The following is a 15144-nucleotide window of genomic DNA, read 5'->3' on the forward strand; positions in this document are numbered from 1 at the left end:
TAACTGAAGGTTATTGCGATGCACAACGACAGCGCCAACACCAACGGCTGGTTCATGCCCGCCGAGTGGGCCCGCCACACTGCCACCTGGATGGTCTGGCCGCACAACCAGGCCCTGTGGGAATCAACCTGGGGCGTGACCCTGGCAGACGTGCAAGTCGATTTTGCCCGCGTCGCCAACGCCATCGCCCGCTTCGAGCCGGTGAAGATGGTCGTCGACCCCAGCGCCGTCAGCCAGGCCCGGGCGCTGTGCGGGGCCAACATCGAGCTGATCGAAATCGCCGTCAACGACAGCTGGTGCCGCGACTCCGGCCCAAGCTTCATCTGCCACCCGCAGCAAGGTCTGGCCGGGGTCAGCTGGCGCTTCAATGCCTGGGGCGGCAAGTCGGCCCATGACCTTGACGAAGGCCTGGCCCGGCGTGTGCTCAATGACCTGGGCCTGCCGTGCTTCGGCAGTTTTCTGGCCAATGAAGGCGGCGCCATTCATGTCGATGGCGACGGCACGCTGATCACCACCGAATCGGTCCTGCTCAACCCCAACCGCAACCCGGGCCTGGGCAAGCAGGACATGGAGGAAATCTTTGTGCGCCTGCTGGGGGTGAACAAGGTCATCTGGCTGCCGGGCGACCCGGACTACGTCACCGGCGACATGACCGATGGCCACGTCGACGGCGTCTGCGCGTTCGCCCGGCCCGGCGTGCTGCTGGTCGATGCGACCCACGACAAAACCTCGGTCTACGCCCAGGTGGCGAAAGAAAACCGCCGCGCCCTGGAACTGGCGACCGACGCCCGTGGCCGCAGTTTCGAGCTGATCGACCTGTACGAAGCCTCCGCTGCGGTCGATACCGATGCCGAAGTGTTCTGCGCCTCCTACACCAACTTCTACCTGTGTAACGACGCGGTGATCATGCCCGCCTACGGCATCGACGCCGACCAGCAGGCCGCCGCCACCCTGCAGCAGGCCTTCCCCGGCCGCAGCGTGGTACCGGTGCAAATCAACCAGCTGGCCCATGGCGGTGGCGGCGTGCATTGCATCACCCAGCAGCAACCGGCCTGGCCCCTGACCGGAGCCAAGCCATGAGCGTGCTGAGCGTCGCCAGCCTGCAGTTGGCCTGCAGCTGGAACCTTGAAGACAACCTCGATAGCGCCGAGCGACTGGTGCGCGAGGCGGCTGCGGCCGGGGCCAGGCTGATCCTGCTGCCAGAGCTGTTCGCCACGCCCTACTTCTGCATCGAGCAATGCCACGAGCACCTGGCCCTAGCCCAACCTTACGAGCACAGCCCGCTGTTGCAGCGCTTTGCCGCGCTGGCGGCGGAATTGAACGTGGTGCTGCCGCTGAGCTGGTTCGAGCAGGCCGGCAATGCCTACTTCAATTCGCTGACCGTGGCCGATGCCGACGGGCGCTTGCTCGGTGTCTACCGCAAGACCCACATCCCCAACGCCATCGGCTACCAGGAAAAGGAATACTTCAGCCCCGGCGATACCGGTTTCAAGGTCTGGGACACCGCGGTCGGGCGCCTCGGCGTGGGCATCTGCTGGGACCAGTGGTTCCCCGAGACCGCCCGCTGCCTGGCCTTGCAAGGTGCAGAAATCCTCTTGTTTCCCACCGCCATCGGCTCCGAACCCGGCGCTGCGGCGCTGGATTCGCGCGACCATTGGCAGCTGACCCAGCGCGGCCACGCCGCCGCCAACATCCTCCCGGTGATCACCGCCAACCGCACCGGCGTTGAAGTAGCGCAAAGCGATGCCGAGCTGCACATGCGCTTCTATGGTTCGTCGTTTATCACCGACCACAAGGGCCGGCTGCTGGCCGAAGCCGATCGCGACAACCCTTGCGTGCTGCTGGCCGAACTGGACCTCGCGCACATGCGCGAAGAGCGCCTGACCTGGGGTATCTACCGCGACCGCCGGCCGGAAATGTACGCCACCCTGTTGAGCCTGGACGGCCGTCACCCGCACAGCACCTGGAGGCACGGCGCATGAACAGCCTGAAAACCCTGCTCGCCCTTTCCCTGGCCCTGGGCTGCAGCCTGGCCAGCGCCGAAGACAAAGTGCTGCGCCTGTACAACTGGGCCGACTACTTTGCCGAGGACACCCTCAAGGACTTCACCGCCCAGACCGGCATCAAGGTCATTTATGACGTCATGGACAGCAGCGAAACCCTGGAAGCCAAGCTGCTCTCGGGCAACAGCGGCTACGACCTGATCTTCCCCGGCGACACAGTCGCCGAACGCCTGGCCCGCGCCGGCGCCCTGCAAAAGCTCGACCCGGCCAAGCTCGAACACCTGGCAGACATCGAGCCCGGCCTGCAGCGCCTGCACCAGCGCTACCCCAACTCGCGCGAGAGCACCGTGCCCTACACCTGGGGCAGCATCGGCCTGACCTACAACCGCGCGGCCATCGAGCAGCGCATCGCCAATGCCCCGGTCAACAGCCTCGACTTGCTGTTCAAGCCAGAGAACGCCGCGCTGCTGGCCGACTGCGGTATCTCGATGATCGACTCCCCCGACGAAGTGCTGGCGGTGGTGCTGCACTACCTGGGCAAGGACCCGCGCAGCGGCAAGGCCGACGACTTGCTCGCCGCCCGCCAGATGCTCGGGGCGATCAAGCCGTACATCCGCAAGTTCCAGTCGCAGCCGGTGACCCAGCTGGTCAATGGTGATACCTGCATTTCCCTCGGCTATAGCGGCGACATGATCCAGGCCCAGCGCACCGCCGATGCCGCCGGTAAAAAGGTCGAGTTCCGCTACCACATCCCGGTGGAAGGCACGACCATCTGGATGGACAGCATGGCCATTCCTGCCGACGCCGCCCACCCGGAATACGCCTACGCTTTTATCAACTTCGTCATGCAGCCGCAGCAGATGGCCGCCATCAGTTCGTTCACCGGCTACCCCACCTCCAGCGCCAAGGCTCGGCCACTGGTCGAGCCGCAGATGCGTGACAACCCGGACATCTATGTCAGCGACGAAACCTACGCGCGGCTGATCCCGGGCAAGGACATTACCCAGAAAGACATGCGCGCGCGCATGCGTACCTGGACCACCCTCAAGACTTCCTCGGCCCATTGAGCCGCAACTACGAGAGCCACACCGATGACACCCCGTCGTACCTTTCTCAAGCATCTGTCAGTCGCCGCCGGCATTGCCGGCCTGGGCCTGGGCCCGTTGCGCCTGGCCATGGCCGCTGACCAACGCTGGTTCATGCCCGAAGAAGACCAGCCCCAGCGGCGGATCTTCCTGGCGTTTGCCGCCGCCGAAAATGTCTGGGAAGACCAGGCGGACGCGGTCAACAGCTGCATCGCGCAACTGGCCCGGACCATCGCCCGCTACCAGCCGGTCAGCGTACTCTGCCGCCCCGAAGACCTGGCCGAGGCGCGCGAGCAATGTGGCAGCAATAACATCGAGTTCCTGCCCATGGCGCTGGACGACATCTGGATCCGCGACTATGGCGGCTGCTTCGTCATCGACGACGATGGCAACAGCGCGCTGATGGACTTCAACTTCAACGGCTGGGGCAACAAGCAACGCCACCGCAACGACAGCCGCGTGGCGGCAACGCTGAGCGAAACCCTGAACGTGCCCTACCTGCAAAGCGAGCTGACTGGCGAAGGCGGCGGCATCGAAGTGGACGGCCACGGCACGGCGATCATCACCGAAAGCTGCTGGGTCAATGCCAACCGCAACCCCGACTGGAGCCACAGCGATGTCGAGGCCGAGCTTAAAGCCAACCTTGGCCTGCGCAAGATCATCTGGCTGCCGGGCATCAAGGGCCAGGACATCACCGATGCCCACGTCGACTTCTACGCGCGCTTCGTCGAGCCGGGGGTGGTGATCGCCAACCTCGACAACGACCCGGACGCTTACGATTACCGGGTCACCCGCAAGCACCTGGAAATCCTCAAGCAGGCCACCGACGCCGACGGCCGCCGCTTGACCGTGCACCTGCTGCCGCCGCCAAGCAAACTGCGCAGCAACCGCTTTACCCGCGACAACCCGGAGTTTGCCGCCGGCTACATCAACTACCTGCCGATCAACGGCGCGGTGATCGCCCCACAGTTTGGCGACCCGAAAGCTGACCAGCACTGCAAGCAGCTGCTGGCCAAGCTGTACCCGGGGCGGACCATCGAGCAGGTCAACATCGACCCGATTGCCGCGGGCGGCGGCGGCATACATTGCGTCAGCAAGAACATGCCGGCATGAGCCGCCGCCGGGTTTGACAAGCGTTTGCGCCAGGCCCGAACATGAGCCCCTCGAGCACACCAGGAGGTTCATCGCATGAGCAAGGCACCCTACGTCCCGCCTCGGGTCTGGCAGCACGACGCGCCGTCGGGCGGCGAGTTCGCCAACATCAACCGCCCGGTGGCTGGCCCGACCCACGACAAGGCCCTGCCGCTGGGCAAGCAGCCGCTGCAACTGTACTCCCTGGCCACGCCCAATGGCGTCAAGGTCACCATCCTCCTCGAAGAGCTGCTGGCCCTCGGGCATGCCGGCGCCGAGTACGACGCCTGGCTGATTCGCATCAGCGAGGGTGAGCAGTTCTCCAGCGGTTTCGTCGAGGTCAACCCCAACTCGAAGATCCCCGCCCTGCTCGACCGCAGCGTGCAACCGCCGGTGCGGGTGTTCGAGTCGGGTTCAATCCTGCTCTACCTTGCAGAAAAATTCGCCGCGTTCCTGCCATCCGACCCAGCGGGTCGTACCGAGACCCTGAACTGGCTGTTCTGGCAGATGGGCGCAGCGCCCTACCTGGGCGGCGGCTTCGGCCACTTCTATGCCTACGCGCCAGAAAAATTCGAATACCCGATCAACCGCTTCACCATGGAAACCAAACGCCAGCTGGACGTGCTTGATCGGCGCCTGGCTGAAAGCGAGTACCTGGCTGGCGACCGCTACACCATCGCCGATATCGCCGTGTGGTCCTGGTACGGCCAACTGGCGCTGGGCAGGCTGTATTCGGCCGGCGAGTTCCTCAGCGTGCAGGACTACACCCACGTACAACGCTGGGCGCAAGCCATTGCCGAGCGCCCGGCGGTCGTCCGCGGCCTGCGGGTCAACCGCACCTGGGGCGATGAAGCCAGCCAGGTGCCCGAGCGGCATTCGGCGCAGGACCTGGACTGAGGCAACAGTATTCGACGTCAAACTCGAGTACTGTGCGACAAAAACTGGCAGGGACAGCCATTGTGCTCCACTGTCAGGTCAAGCAAACGACCCTGAAGCGAGATAACTGAAGAACATGAAGTTCACCACACGCACCGCAATCATCACCCTTGGCGCCTCTGCTCTCCTGGCGGGCTGCAACAACGAACCTGAGTACAAGGTCACCGGCACCAACGCCAACGAAATAAGCCAGTACAACCAGCAGCGCGAAAGCGCCGCCGCTTACTTGACCAAAGCTCAGGCTTATGTCGCTGAGATCAAGGCCATGGAAGCGCTTCCGGTTGGCCCTGCCCTCCCTGCGCAACACCAGAAGATGCAAGCACTTAAAGTCGAAGGCGACGGAGTTGGTTCAATTGTTTCTCCGCTTTCTCACTGCCGAGCAAGTGGCTACGCAGCCTCGGAATACTGGCAAACCGTAGCCGGCATGATCACGACTCAGCCCCCTTCCGCTGCCCTTGAAAGCTTTGCCAGCGAGGTCCAGCAATGCCAGCAGCAACTGCAAAACCCACCCAAGGCCATCACCTACATTGAAGGGCCTGCCGATAAGCAACCAGCTTACCCGGGCTGCCTGGAAATCATGGCACTGGGTGAGAAAGACGGCGATACCCGGACATGGAGCTGCCCTACCGAATCCATGCCTTCGACATGAGCCTTTAACGCCCACAGGCGGCGCTCAGACCTCAAACAAGCGCCGTCCACTACAAGAATCAAGGGCTAATCAAATCCAGGATGGAGCACTACAAATCACTGTTACAGGCGCTGTTCTTCTTCGCGCTGACCTTCGGCCTTGGCTATCTGTCGATACGCCGCATGCGCAAGCTGCGCGAGGCCGTCGACAGCGAATTCGAAGCGGCGCTGCGCCGCCTGCACATCGATCACCACGAAGTGCTGCTCGACCGCACCCAGCGCCAGTATCACCCGGAGATGACCCAGGTGCACCGGATACTGCGCGATGACCAAGGCCAGCACTACCTGTACGTGCACATCAGCGGCTCGCCCGGGGTCCTCCAGCCTCTGAGCCGCGAGCGGGCGCTGCTGGCCCTGGGCAACAAGGCCTAAGGCATCAACCTGGCGACGCTCGGCACCGGGATGTAGCACGGCTGGAAGCCGGGCTGGCAGTAATAGGCCATGGTCACCGGCACCGGCAGCGGGCGGGTCAGCAAGGCGCTGTAGACAGCGCCAAAGGCGCAGACGGTCAAGGCAAGGCAAATTGTTCTTGTTGTTTTCATGGCCATTCCACCACAGGTGAGGAAAAGACGTTGTGCGCTCAAGACTAGAAACTGCTGCGACAACCTGCTTCGTCCAAACGGACTAGGCCGCCGCCATTCAGCCCAGCGCCCGGCGCAGGTCGGCCGCGGCCCCGGCCAGGGCCAAGGCGGCGCGCTCGACAAACGCCGTCATGCTGATAAAGCCATGCACCATGCCCTCGCAGCGCTCCAGGCGGGTGGCCACACCTGCCTGTTGCAAACGCCGGGCAAAGGCTTCGCCTTCGTCGCGCAGCGGGTCGTACTCGGCGGTGATCAGGGTGGTGGCGGGTAAACCCTCCAGCGACTCGGCAAGCAGCGGCGAGGCCAGTGGCGCCTCGACCTGTTCGGGGCGTTGCAGATAGTTGCGCCAGAACCAGGCCATCATCGCCCGCGACAACAGATAGCCTTCGCCATACGTCTGGTACGACGGGGTGTCGCAGCGGCCATCGGTGACCGGGTAGAACAGGCACTGGTAGCGAATCTGCGGGCCCTGCTGCTCTGCAGCCAGACGGCTGACGGCAATTGCCAGGTTGGCCCCGGCGCTGTCGCCGGCCACGGCCAGGCGGCTGCCATCGACGCCCAGGCTGGCGGCGTGCTCGACCAGCCAGCAGGTAGCGGCGTAGCAATCGAGCGGCGCCGCCGGGAAGCGTGCCTCCGGTGCCAGCCGGTAGGCCACCGAGACCACCACCGCGCCGGTTGCACGGGCCAGCGCCCGGCACAGATGGTCATGGGTATCGAGGGTGCCGATGACAAAGCCGCCACCATGAAAGAACACCAGCAGCGCCAGGTTGTCCTGCGCCAGCGGCCGGTACAGCCGGGCATCCAGTTCGCCAGCGGCACCGGCCACGCGCAGTTCACGCACCTCGGCCATCTGCGCGCCAGGGATCGGCGGCAACAGGTGGTCGGCATACTGGCGGTACTGGGGGGCATCAAGCCGGTCGTAGTCGGGCTCACCCTGGGCGCTGAACTGTTCGAGCACGGCGACGATCTGTTTATCGAGCGGCATGGGCATCTCCTTCAGCGATCATCTGGAATTGCGGGTTGGTTTCTTCAAGGATGCTGCGCAGGCGCAGCTCCAGGGCGGGCTTGAAGTCTTTGTGTGGGAAGATCCAGAAGCGTCGCTCGGCCAGCGCGACGAATACCTGGGCGGCCAGCTCGCGGGGCGTCATGCCCTGACGAATGTGCTCGTCGAGCACGGCGCTGAAGGTGGCGTCGGCCTGCTCGCGGGACTGGTTGGAGGCCATGATGTCACTGGCCACCGGCCCCGGGCAGAGTACCGACACCGACACCTGCGCGCCGAGCATGTCCAGCTCGTACTTGAGGGTTTCGGACAACGCCACCACCGCTTGCTTGGTGACGTTGTAGGGCGCCATCAACGGGCTGCTGAGCAAGCCGGCGAGCGACGCGGTGTTGATCACCTGGGCCGGGTGGTCCTGCTCGAGCATCAGCGGCACAAAGCTGCGGATGCCGTTGATCACCCCCTGCAGGTTGATGGCGAGCATGCGCTGCCATTGTTCGTGGCTGATCTGCCAGCTGTAGCCGGTCTGCATCACCCCGGCATTGTTGAACAGCAGGTCGACCCGCTGAAAATGTGCCAGGGCGACATCGCGCAGGCGTTCGACCTGGGCCTCATCACTGACATCGGTCAGCTGGGCGATGGCCTGCACGCCCTGGCCTTGCAACTGCGCGCACAGCGCCTGCAGACCCGGGCCATCGACATCGGCCAGCACCAGGTGCATGCCCAGCCCTGCCGCATGCTCGGCCAGGCCCCGGCCGATCCCGCTGGCGGCGCCGGTAATCACCGCCACCCGCCCCTGCTCGTTGCTCATTGCGTTCTCCCGCTGCTGGCTTGATTGCACCAGTAGAGCTGTCAGCCAGCGGCCGGCCATCGTCCGTTCAGACGATGCCTGCTGGTACAGGGGCGGCAGAATCACTCGCACAGCACACCCCGTGATACCCCGGAGAACAATAAGATGAGCACCCTGCACCGCATTGAAGCCAAGCTGCTGGAAGACCGTTACGCCCGTGGTTGGCACTGCCTGGGCCTGGCCGCGCACTACCGCGACGGCAAGGCCCACCGCCTGGACGTGTTTGGCACCCGCCTGGTGGCGTTCCAGGGTGAAGACGGCCAGGTGAACATTCTCGACGGTTTCTGCCCGCACATGGGCGCCGACCTGAGCACCGGCTGCATCGAAGGCAACTCGATCCGCTGCCCGTTCCACAGTTGGCGCTGGGGCGCCGATGGCGTGTGCGACGACATTCCCTACGCCAAGCGCATTCCGCCGCGGGCCAAGGTCAAGCGCTGGCCGATCATGGAAGAAAACCAGCTGCTGTTCGTCTGGAACGACCCGCAAGGCAACCCGCCGATTGCCGCGCAGGCGATCCCGCGCATCGACGCCTGCTTCAGTGATGAGTGGGCCGCCTGGGAAGTGGCCGAATTGCAGATCGACACCAACTGCCGCGAGCTGATCGACAACGTCGCCGACATGGCGCACTTCGGCACGGTCCATGGCGCGCCGGTGGCCGAGTTCAGCAACGTCTTCGAAGGCCACCTGGCCACCCAGATCATGCGCGCCCGCAGCGAGCGGCTGTCTGGCGACAGCGAGCTGAGCACGGTGGCCACCTACTTCGGCCCGGCCTACCAGATCACCGAAATGACCGGGGCGATGAACGGCCAGCCGATCCACTCGATCCTGCTCAACTGCCATGTGCCGATCGACCTCAATAGCTTCACCCTGCGCTATGGCGTATTGGTCAAGAAGATCCCCGGCCTGAGCGAGGAGCAGAACCAGGCCATGGCCAAGGCGTATGTACAGCAGGCCCAGGCCGCCTTCTACGAAGACGTGGCGATCTGGCACAGCAAGACCCGGGTCGACAACCCGCTGCTGTGCGACGGCGACGGCCCGGTGTACCAGCTGCGGCGCTGGTACGAACAGTTCTATACCGATGTCGATCTGCTGCCCGCCGAAACCCGTGACAACAAGCGTTTCGTGGTCCTTGACGGCGAGCGTGCCTGAGCCTTGCCGAACGCTGTGGACAGGCGTTCGTTACGCCTGTCCGGATGCGTGCACGGAGCGTTGCGTGCACGCGTCGACGACGATTATTCTCTGCCATCGCCAACGCTAATAATAAAAAATGGTAGTTCCCTATGCAGCCGTGCCTCACCCTAGAGTCGTTCAGCGACTTGCTCGGTCACCTCTATCAAGGGCCAATGGAGAACATTCCCTGGGTCACCTTCCTCAACCAGCTCAACCTGCAGCTGCACAGCAAATACGTCACCTTCATCCTGCGCCCGCCCAGCGCCCACGTCGACGGCCTGATGGTCAACACCAACGGCAGTTCGAGCGAAACCACCGCCTCCTATAACAAGCATTTCTTTGCCCTCGACCCCTTCGTCGACCTGCCCAACCGTGAGGTGGTCACCCTCGCCAGCTACGTCTCCAACGACGAGTTGCTGCAATCGGAGTTCTACAAGAACTTCCTCGAGCCGGTAGACGTGTTCCATATCCTCGGTGCCGACATCAACACCTGCGATGGCGCCCAATGCCGCATCCGCATCAGCCGCGGGCGTGATGAGCAGGCCTTCGGCGATGAAGAAAAAACCCTGCTGGCGCGCTTCATCCCGCACCTGGAGCGCTCGATCAAGCTGCACATGCAGCTCAACCGTATCGAGACCGAACGCAACCTTTACGCCGGCGCCGTCGACCAGATGGCGGTGGGCACCATCATCCTCGACGAAACCGGCAAGGTGCTGCAGACCAACCAGGTTGCCGAGCGGCTGATCCAGGAAAAGGACGGCATCAAGCTGGTCAACGACGGCCTGCAGGTCGGCACCGCGCGCGACACTCAGGAGTTCCGCCGCCTGGTCAAGCAATCGCTGCTGTCTCAAAAAAGCAGCAACCCCTCGGTGGTCGAGGCCATGCGCGTGCAACGCCCCTCCGGGCGCGCCGACCTTGGCATCATCGTGCGCTCGGTACCGCTGTCGACCTGGAGCGAAGGCAAGCAATGCCCGACCGTGGTGATCTTCATCAGCGACCCGGAGCAGCAATCCTCGGCGCCGCAGGAGATCGTCCGGGCGCTGTTCGATTTCACCCCAGCTGAAACCCAGCTGGCCATGCTCCTGGCCAACGGCCTGACCCTGGACGAGGCCTCGGAAGAACTGGGCATCAGCCGCAACACCTCGCGGGCGCACCTGCGTTCGACCTTTTCCAAGACCGGCGTGACCCGCCAGACCATGCTCGTGCGCTTGATTCTGCGCAGCGTGGCAACCCTGGGCTGAAGCCTGCGCCATCGTCCGCTTGGACGATGGCGGGTTGCCGGGCACAGCGCACAGTGCAGGTATCCACCCGCCGCCAGGGGCCTGCACATGCGCAACTGTCCGACCATCCTCAAGACCGAACTGCTGGCTCAAAGCAGCCACTTCCAGATCGAAGCCCTGCACCTGCAGTTCAGCAACGGCCAGCGGCGCATCTACGAACGCTTGCGCGGCACCGGCTATCGCTCGGTGATGCTGGTGGCGATGCCTGATCCCGAGCATGTGCTGATGGTGCGCGAGTACGCCGTAGGCGTAGAGGGCACCATCCTCGGCCTGCCCAAGGGCGGTGCCGAGGCGGATGAAAGCTACCTGCAGGCGGCGCAGCGCGAACTGTGCGAAGAAGTCGGCCTGCGTGCAGCGCGGCTGACCGAACTGGGTGAACTGACCCTGGCGCCGGGGCATTTGTGTCACCGATATCGGGTGGTGCTGGCCCAGGACCTGAGCCCCTGTGCTCTGGAAGGTGACGAGCCCGAGCCGCTGGAATGCATCAAGGTGCCGCTGGCGCAGATCCCGGAACGGGTGGCCAGTGGCGAGTTGCATGAGGCCCGGGCGATTGCCGCGTTGTTCATGGCCATGGGAGCCTGTGGGAGCGGGCTTGACCCGCGATGAGGCCGGTGCAGCCTGCACAATAAGGAGTTATCTGAATTACGACCGCTGCGCGCTCGATCGCGGGTCGAGCCCGCTCCCACAGGAGTGCGCAGGACCCGCGATGAAGCCTGCGCCCATCTCAGGTCGGCATCACCCCACGCGCCCGCGACATTGTCAGGGCCAGGTCTTCGATCATATCCTCCTGACCGCCCACCGTACCGCGCCGCCCCAGCTCCACCAGCAGGTCGCGGGCGGCAATGCCGTACTTGAGCTCGGCACGCTTGGCAAACAGCAGGAACGAGCTGTACACCCCGGCGTAGCCCAGGGTCAGGGCATCACGGTCGAGGCGAATCGGCTGGTCCATCATCGGCACCACCTGGTCCTCGGCGACGTCCATGATCCGGTACAGGTCAACGCCGCTGCTCACGCCCATGCGCTCCAGCACGGCGACGAACACTTCCAGCGGCGTGTTGCCCGCTCCCGCCCCCAGCCCGGCCACCGAACCGTCGATGCGCACGGCGCCGGCCTCGATGGCCGCCAGCGAGTTGGCAATCGCCATGCCCAGGTTGTGATGGCCATGAAAACCGACTTCGGTGCCGGCGCTTAAACCTGCACGCAATACGCCAATCTTCTCGCTGACTTCAGTCGGCAGCATGTAGCCCGCCGAATCGGTGCAGTAGATGCAGTTGGCGCCGTAGCTTTCCATCAGCCGTGCCTGTTCGAGCAGTTTTTGTGCGCTCACCCTGTGCGCCATCATCAGAAAACCGACAGTGTCCAGGCCCATCTTCGCCGCCATGCCGATGTGCTGGCCGGAAACATCCGCCTCGGTGCAGTGGGTGGCCACGCGAATGGTCGAAACCCCATGTTCATGGGCCATTTTCAGGTGATCGAGGGTGCCGATCCCCGGCAGCAGCAAGGCCGATACTTTGGCTTGCTTGAGGGTGGGAATTACCGCGGCGAAGTATTCCTCATCGCTGTGGGCGGCAAAGCCGTAGTTCAGCGACGCGCCACCCAGGCCATCGCCGTGGGTGATTTCAATCAGCGGCACGCCGGCGGCATCCAGGCCGCTGGCCACCGCGACCATTTGTTCCAGGCTGATCTGGTGACGCTTGGCGTGCATCCCGTCGCGCAGGCTCATGTCGTGCAGACGGACGCTCTTACCTTGCAGATTCATGGCAGTTCTCCACTCAACGGACGGGCAGTTGCAGGGTGCCCTTGTGGGCTTCTTCGGCAAACATCTCGGCGGTGCGCAAACCGGCAGCGGTCATGATGTCGAGGTTGCCGGCGGACTTGGGCAGGAAGTCGCCGAGGCCTTCGACCTCGATGAAGATCGACACCTTGCGGCCATCGAAAATCGGCCCGTTGATCAGCGTGTAGCCGGGCACGTAGCGCTGCACCTCCTTGACCATGCTCAGCACCGAGGCACGGATGGCCTCGCGGTCGGGCTCTTCGTCGGTCAGGCAGTGGATGGTGTCGCGCATCATCAGCGGCGGTTCGGCCGGGTTGATGACGATGATCGCCTTGCCGCGCCGGGCACCGCCGATCTGCTCAACCGCACCGGCGGTGGTGCGGGTGAACTCGTCGATGTTCTGCCGGGTGCCCGGGCCCACCGAGCCGGACGACACCGTGGCGACGATTTCGCCATAGGCCACCGACTGGATGCGCGACACCGCCGCGACCATGGGGATGGTCGCCTGGCCGCCGCAGGTGACCATGTTGACGTTCATCGCCAGGCTCGCCGCGTGCTGCTTGAGGTTGACCGGCGGCACGCAGAACGGGCCGATGGCCGCCGGCGTGAGGTCGACCATGATCACTCCCAACTCGTTGAGCTTGCGGCTGTTATGCGCATGCACATAGGCCGAGGTGGCATCGAAGGCGATGCGGATATCGTCGTCGAGCACATGTGGCAATAATCCGTCCAGGCCGTCGGCGGTGGTCTTCACCCCCAGCTCGCGGGCACGCTTGAGGCCTTCGGACTGCGGGTCGACGCCGACCATCCACACCGGTTCGATCCACTCGGAGCGGCACATTTTCATCAGCAAGTCGGTGCCGATGTTGCCCGGCCCGATAATCGCCGCTTTCAGTTTTTTGCTCATTCGCTTGAACCTCGCACGTCACGCACAGAACGACACCCGGGCGCTGCCCAGGCCGTCGATGGTCAGGGCAAACTGGTCGCCGGCCTGGGCAGGCTCCAGCGGCACCAGCGAGCCGGAAAGAATGATTTCCCCGGCCTTGAACGGGATGCCAAAGGCGCCCAGGGTATTGGCCAGCCAGGCCACCGCGGTCAGCGGGTTGCCCTGCACCGCCGAGCCAAGGCCCTCGCTGATCAGCTCGCCGTTCTTGAACACCTGCATGCGCAGGTTCGGCAGGTTGAGCCGGCGCGGATCGACCTGGCTGTCGCCGAGCACGAAAACCCCGCAGGAAGCGTTGTCGGCGACGGTGTCCTGGATGCGGATGCGCCAGTCCTGGATGCGCGAATCGACGATCTCGAAACACGGCATCACGTACTCGGTGGCGGCCAGCACATCGGCCTCGGTGACGCCGGGGCCGACCAGGTCATGCTTGAGCTTGAAAGCGATCTCGCCTTCGGCGCGCGGCTGGATCAGGCGGTTGGCGCCGAGGGAAATCTGCGCGCCATCGGCAAAGGCCATCTGCTCGGTGATAAAACCGAAATCCGGCTGGTGCACATTGAGCATGCGCTGCACCGCCGCCGAGGTGACGCCGATCTTCTTGCCGACAATGCGGTCACCCGCCGCCACCCGCCGCTCGATGCTGTAGAGCGAGATATGGTAGGCATCCTCGATGCTGATGTTCCCCCAGCGCTCGCTCAACGGCGCCAGGGTGCTGGCGCTGCACAGGGCCTGATACAGCTCTTCGCCATACTGGCGACGCAATTGCTCGCTCATGCCCGTGCCTCCCCAAGGAACGCCAGGCATTCACGGTTGAACAGCTCGCGGTGCTCGACCATCACCCAGTGCCCGCATTCGCTGAGCAGCACAAAGCGGATCCGCCTGCAGGCTGCAAGCATGGTCTGCGCCCCGGAGGCCGGGCAGAACTTGTCGTTGATGCCCCAAAAGCCAAGGATCGGGCACTGCAGTTCAGGCAAGCGCGAGGTCAGGTTCGGCACCTGCATGCTGGTCAGCACGCAGGCCGGTTGCTGGCCCACCACCGCCACGCGCTCGGCCACGGTTTCATCGCTGATCAGCGCCGGGTCGAACAGTTGCAGGCTGAGCAGGCGGCGCATGCCGGCGGCATCGTTGAGCTCGCCGTTGGCAAAGGCCGCGCCCATCTTCTGGATGCCTTCCATTTGCAGGTAGTACTGCTCCTTGTCCATGAGCCCACCGGGGGCCATGAGCACCAGGCGGCTGACCCGGCCAGGCTGGTCCAGCGCCAGCTTGATGGCGATGGCGCCGCCCAGGGAATTGCCGACCAGCACGCAGCGCTGGATATCCAGGGCATCGAGCAGGCCGCTGAGGGCGCTGACGAAAAAGTCCAGGCTGTAGACCGTTTGCGGCTTGCTCGAAGCGCCGTAGCCGGGCAGGTCGGGGACGATCGCCCGGTAGCCGGCTGCGGCGAATGCCGGGTAATTCTGTTTGAAGTTGCTGTGCCCGCTGGCACCCGGGCCGCTGCCGTGGATGAACACCACCGCCTCGCCCGTGCCAACGTCCTGGTAATGCAGCTGCAGACCATCGGCCAGCGTTACCACGTGCCCTTGCGCGGATGCGCCCATGAGGTGTCCTCCCGGCTTGTTGTTGTACCGGGATTATTCAGAGCGGCCAGGGCGCCAACATCGTCCGTCAGGACTACTAGTCCCTTCGGACGTTGGCCCCTGCCCGTGC

General features: G+C 64.3%; 17 protein-coding genes. 10 read left to right on the forward strand and 7 right to left on the reverse strand.

What is annotated here, in order from left to right; genetic code table 11:
- Positions 1-18: 18 nt before the first annotated feature.
- The 7 genes from ABIE20_RS10955 to ABIE20_RS10985 all read left to right on the forward strand — a co-directional run bounded on the left by ABIE20_RS10955 (position 19) and on the right by ABIE20_RS10985 (position 6214).
- Positions 19-1080, forward strand: coding sequence for an agmatine deiminase family protein (locus tag ABIE20_RS10955; RefSeq protein ID WP_429505111.1), 1062 nt, complete (start codon positions 19-21; stop codon positions 1078-1080).
- Positions 1077-1982 carry an N-carbamoylputrescine amidase gene (gene aguB, locus ABIE20_RS10960; protein ID WP_429505112.1) on the forward strand — a complete coding sequence of 302 codons (906 nt, stop codon included), beginning with the start codon at positions 1077-1079 and terminating at the stop codon, positions 1980-1982. The genes ABIE20_RS10955 and aguB overlap by 4 nt, the downstream gene beginning before the upstream one ends.
- The gene (locus ABIE20_RS10965; RefSeq protein ID WP_429505113.1) at positions 1979-3070 is read left to right on the forward strand and encodes an extracellular solute-binding protein; all 1092 of its coding nucleotides are present in this window, start codon (positions 1979-1981) and stop codon (positions 3068-3070) included. Before aguB ends, ABIE20_RS10965 begins: the two co-directional genes overlap by 4 nt.
- A 24-nt stretch (positions 3071-3094) precedes the next feature.
- The gene (locus tag ABIE20_RS10970; RefSeq protein WP_429505114.1) at positions 3095-4201 is read left to right on the forward strand and encodes an agmatine deiminase family protein; all 1107 of its coding nucleotides are present in this window, start codon (positions 3095-3097) and stop codon (positions 4199-4201) included.
- 75 nt (positions 4202-4276) lie between these two features.
- On the forward strand, positions 4277-5116 hold the full coding sequence (gene yghU, locus ABIE20_RS10975; RefSeq protein WP_429505115.1) for a glutathione-dependent disulfide-bond oxidoreductase: 840 nt from the start codon (positions 4277-4279) through the stop codon (positions 5114-5116).
- A gap of 115 nt (positions 5117-5231) precedes the next feature.
- Positions 5232-5804: a hypothetical protein gene (locus ABIE20_RS10980; RefSeq protein WP_429505116.1), complete on the forward strand. Its 573-nt coding sequence runs from the start codon at positions 5232-5234 to the stop codon at positions 5802-5804.
- 80 nt (positions 5805-5884) lie between these two features.
- Positions 5885-6214 carry a hypothetical protein gene (locus tag ABIE20_RS10985; RefSeq protein WP_045201571.1) on the forward strand — a complete coding sequence of 110 codons (330 nt, stop codon included), beginning with the start codon at positions 5885-5887 and terminating at the stop codon, positions 6212-6214.
- Here the strand turns inward: ABIE20_RS10985 and ABIE20_RS10990 are convergent.
- The 3 genes from ABIE20_RS10990 to ABIE20_RS11000 form a co-directional block, all read right to left on the reverse strand.
- A complete protein-coding gene (locus ABIE20_RS10990; protein WP_429505117.1) occupies positions 6211-6384 on the reverse strand; it encodes a hypothetical protein in 174 nt (57 codons plus the stop codon). The two genes, ABIE20_RS10985 and ABIE20_RS10990, sit on opposite strands and share 4 nt — an antisense overlap.
- Positions 6385-6481: 97 nt before the next feature.
- Positions 6482-7408, reverse strand: coding sequence for an alpha/beta hydrolase (locus ABIE20_RS10995; protein WP_429505118.1), 927 nt, complete (start codon positions 7406-7408; stop codon positions 6482-6484).
- On the reverse strand, positions 7395-8231 hold the full coding sequence (locus ABIE20_RS11000; protein WP_429505119.1) for an SDR family NAD(P)-dependent oxidoreductase: 837 nt from the start codon (positions 8229-8231) through the stop codon (positions 7395-7397). Before ABIE20_RS11000 ends, ABIE20_RS10995 begins: the two co-directional genes overlap by 14 nt.
- A 144-nt stretch (positions 8232-8375) precedes the next feature.
- Between ABIE20_RS11000 and ABIE20_RS11005 the strand changes: the two genes are divergently transcribed.
- The 3 genes from ABIE20_RS11005 to nudE all read left to right on the forward strand — a co-directional run bounded on the left by ABIE20_RS11005 (position 8376) and on the right by nudE (position 11326).
- Positions 8376-9419, forward strand: coding sequence for a Rieske 2Fe-2S domain-containing protein (locus ABIE20_RS11005; RefSeq protein WP_429505120.1), 1044 nt, complete (start codon positions 8376-8378; stop codon positions 9417-9419).
- 131 nt (positions 9420-9550) lie between these two features.
- Positions 9551-10681 carry a helix-turn-helix transcriptional regulator gene (locus ABIE20_RS11010; RefSeq protein ID WP_429505121.1) on the forward strand — a complete coding sequence of 377 codons (1131 nt, stop codon included), beginning with the start codon at positions 9551-9553 and terminating at the stop codon, positions 10679-10681.
- Positions 10682-10768: 87 nt separating this feature from the next.
- Positions 10769-11326, forward strand: a complete 558-nt coding sequence (nudE, locus tag ABIE20_RS11015) for an ADP compounds hydrolase NudE (RefSeq protein WP_429505122.1) — start codon at positions 10769-10771, stop codon at positions 11324-11326.
- Positions 11327-11444: 118 nt separating this feature from the next.
- On the opposite strand, the gene dmpG is transcribed toward nudE, so the two are convergent.
- From dmpG to ABIE20_RS11035, 4 genes are read right to left on the reverse strand one after another with little or no spacing between them, the layout of a single operon-like run.
- Positions 11445-12479: a 4-hydroxy-2-oxovalerate aldolase gene (dmpG, locus tag ABIE20_RS11020; RefSeq protein WP_429505123.1), complete on the reverse strand. Its 1035-nt coding sequence runs from the start codon at positions 12477-12479 to the stop codon at positions 11445-11447.
- A 13-nt stretch (positions 12480-12492) separates the two neighbouring features.
- Positions 12493-13401, reverse strand: a complete 909-nt coding sequence (locus ABIE20_RS11025; RefSeq protein ID WP_045201586.1) for an acetaldehyde dehydrogenase (acetylating) — start codon at positions 13399-13401, stop codon at positions 12493-12495.
- A gap of 18 nt (positions 13402-13419) precedes the next feature.
- Entirely contained in the window at positions 13420-14211 is a 792-nt protein-coding gene (locus tag ABIE20_RS11030) for a fumarylacetoacetate hydrolase family protein (RefSeq protein ID WP_429505124.1), read from the reverse strand.
- Positions 14208-15035, reverse strand: a complete 828-nt coding sequence (locus ABIE20_RS11035) for an alpha/beta fold hydrolase (RefSeq protein ID WP_429505125.1) — start codon at positions 15033-15035, stop codon at positions 14208-14210. The genes ABIE20_RS11030 and ABIE20_RS11035 overlap by 4 nt, the downstream gene beginning before the upstream one ends.
- Positions 15036-15144 lie beyond the last annotated feature (109 nt).

Source organism: Pseudomonas sp. 2835 (assembly GCF_050435905.1).
Lineage (GTDB): Bacteria > Pseudomonadota > Gammaproteobacteria > Pseudomonadales > Pseudomonadaceae > Aquipseudomonas.

Coding starts and splice junctions, on each gene's coding strand:
- yghU (WP_429505115.1), top strand. CDS start 4,277: ATGAGCAAGGCACCCTACGTCCCGCCTCGGGTCTGGCAGCACGACGCG.
- ABIE20_RS10965 (WP_429505113.1), top strand. CDS start 1,979: ATGAACAGCCTGAAAACCCTGCTCGCCCTTTCCCTGGCCCTGGGCTGC.
- ABIE20_RS10995 (WP_429505118.1), bottom strand. CDS start 7,408: ATGCCGCTCGATAAACAGATCGTCGCCGTGCTCGAACAGTTCAGCGCC.
- aguB (WP_429505112.1), top strand. CDS start 1,077: ATGAGCGTGCTGAGCGTCGCCAGCCTGCAGTTGGCCTGCAGCTGGAAC.
- nudE (WP_429505122.1), top strand. CDS start 10,769: ATGCGCAACTGTCCGACCATCCTCAAGACCGAACTGCTGGCTCAAAGC.
- ABIE20_RS11005 (WP_429505120.1), top strand. CDS start 8,376: ATGAGCACCCTGCACCGCATTGAAGCCAAGCTGCTGGAAGACCGTTAC.
- ABIE20_RS10985 (WP_045201571.1), top strand. CDS start 5,885: ATGGAGCACTACAAATCACTGTTACAGGCGCTGTTCTTCTTCGCGCTG.
- ABIE20_RS11035 (WP_429505125.1), bottom strand. CDS start 15,035: ATGGGCGCATCCGCGCAAGGGCACGTGGTAACGCTGGCCGATGGTCTG.
- ABIE20_RS10955 (WP_429505111.1), top strand. CDS start 19: ATGCACAACGACAGCGCCAACACCAACGGCTGGTTCATGCCCGCCGAG.
- dmpG (WP_429505123.1), bottom strand. CDS start 12,479: ATGAATCTGCAAGGTAAGAGCGTCCGTCTGCACGACATGAGCCTGCGC.
- ABIE20_RS10990 (WP_429505117.1), bottom strand. CDS start 6,384: ATGAAAACAACAAGAACAATTTGCCTTGCCTTGACCGTCTGCGCCTTT.
- ABIE20_RS11010 (WP_429505121.1), top strand. CDS start 9,551: ATGCAGCCGTGCCTCACCCTAGAGTCGTTCAGCGACTTGCTCGGTCAC.
- ABIE20_RS11025 (WP_045201586.1), bottom strand. CDS start 13,401: ATGAGCAAAAAACTGAAAGCGGCGATTATCGGGCCGGGCAACATCGGC.
- ABIE20_RS11030 (WP_429505124.1), bottom strand. CDS start 14,211: ATGAGCGAGCAATTGCGTCGCCAGTATGGCGAAGAGCTGTATCAGGCC.
- ABIE20_RS10970 (WP_429505114.1), top strand. CDS start 3,095: ATGACACCCCGTCGTACCTTTCTCAAGCATCTGTCAGTCGCCGCCGGC.
- ABIE20_RS11000 (WP_429505119.1), bottom strand. CDS start 8,231: ATGAGCAACGAGCAGGGGCGGGTGGCGGTGATTACCGGCGCCGCCAGC.
- ABIE20_RS10980 (WP_429505116.1), top strand. CDS start 5,232: ATGAAGTTCACCACACGCACCGCAATCATCACCCTTGGCGCCTCTGCT.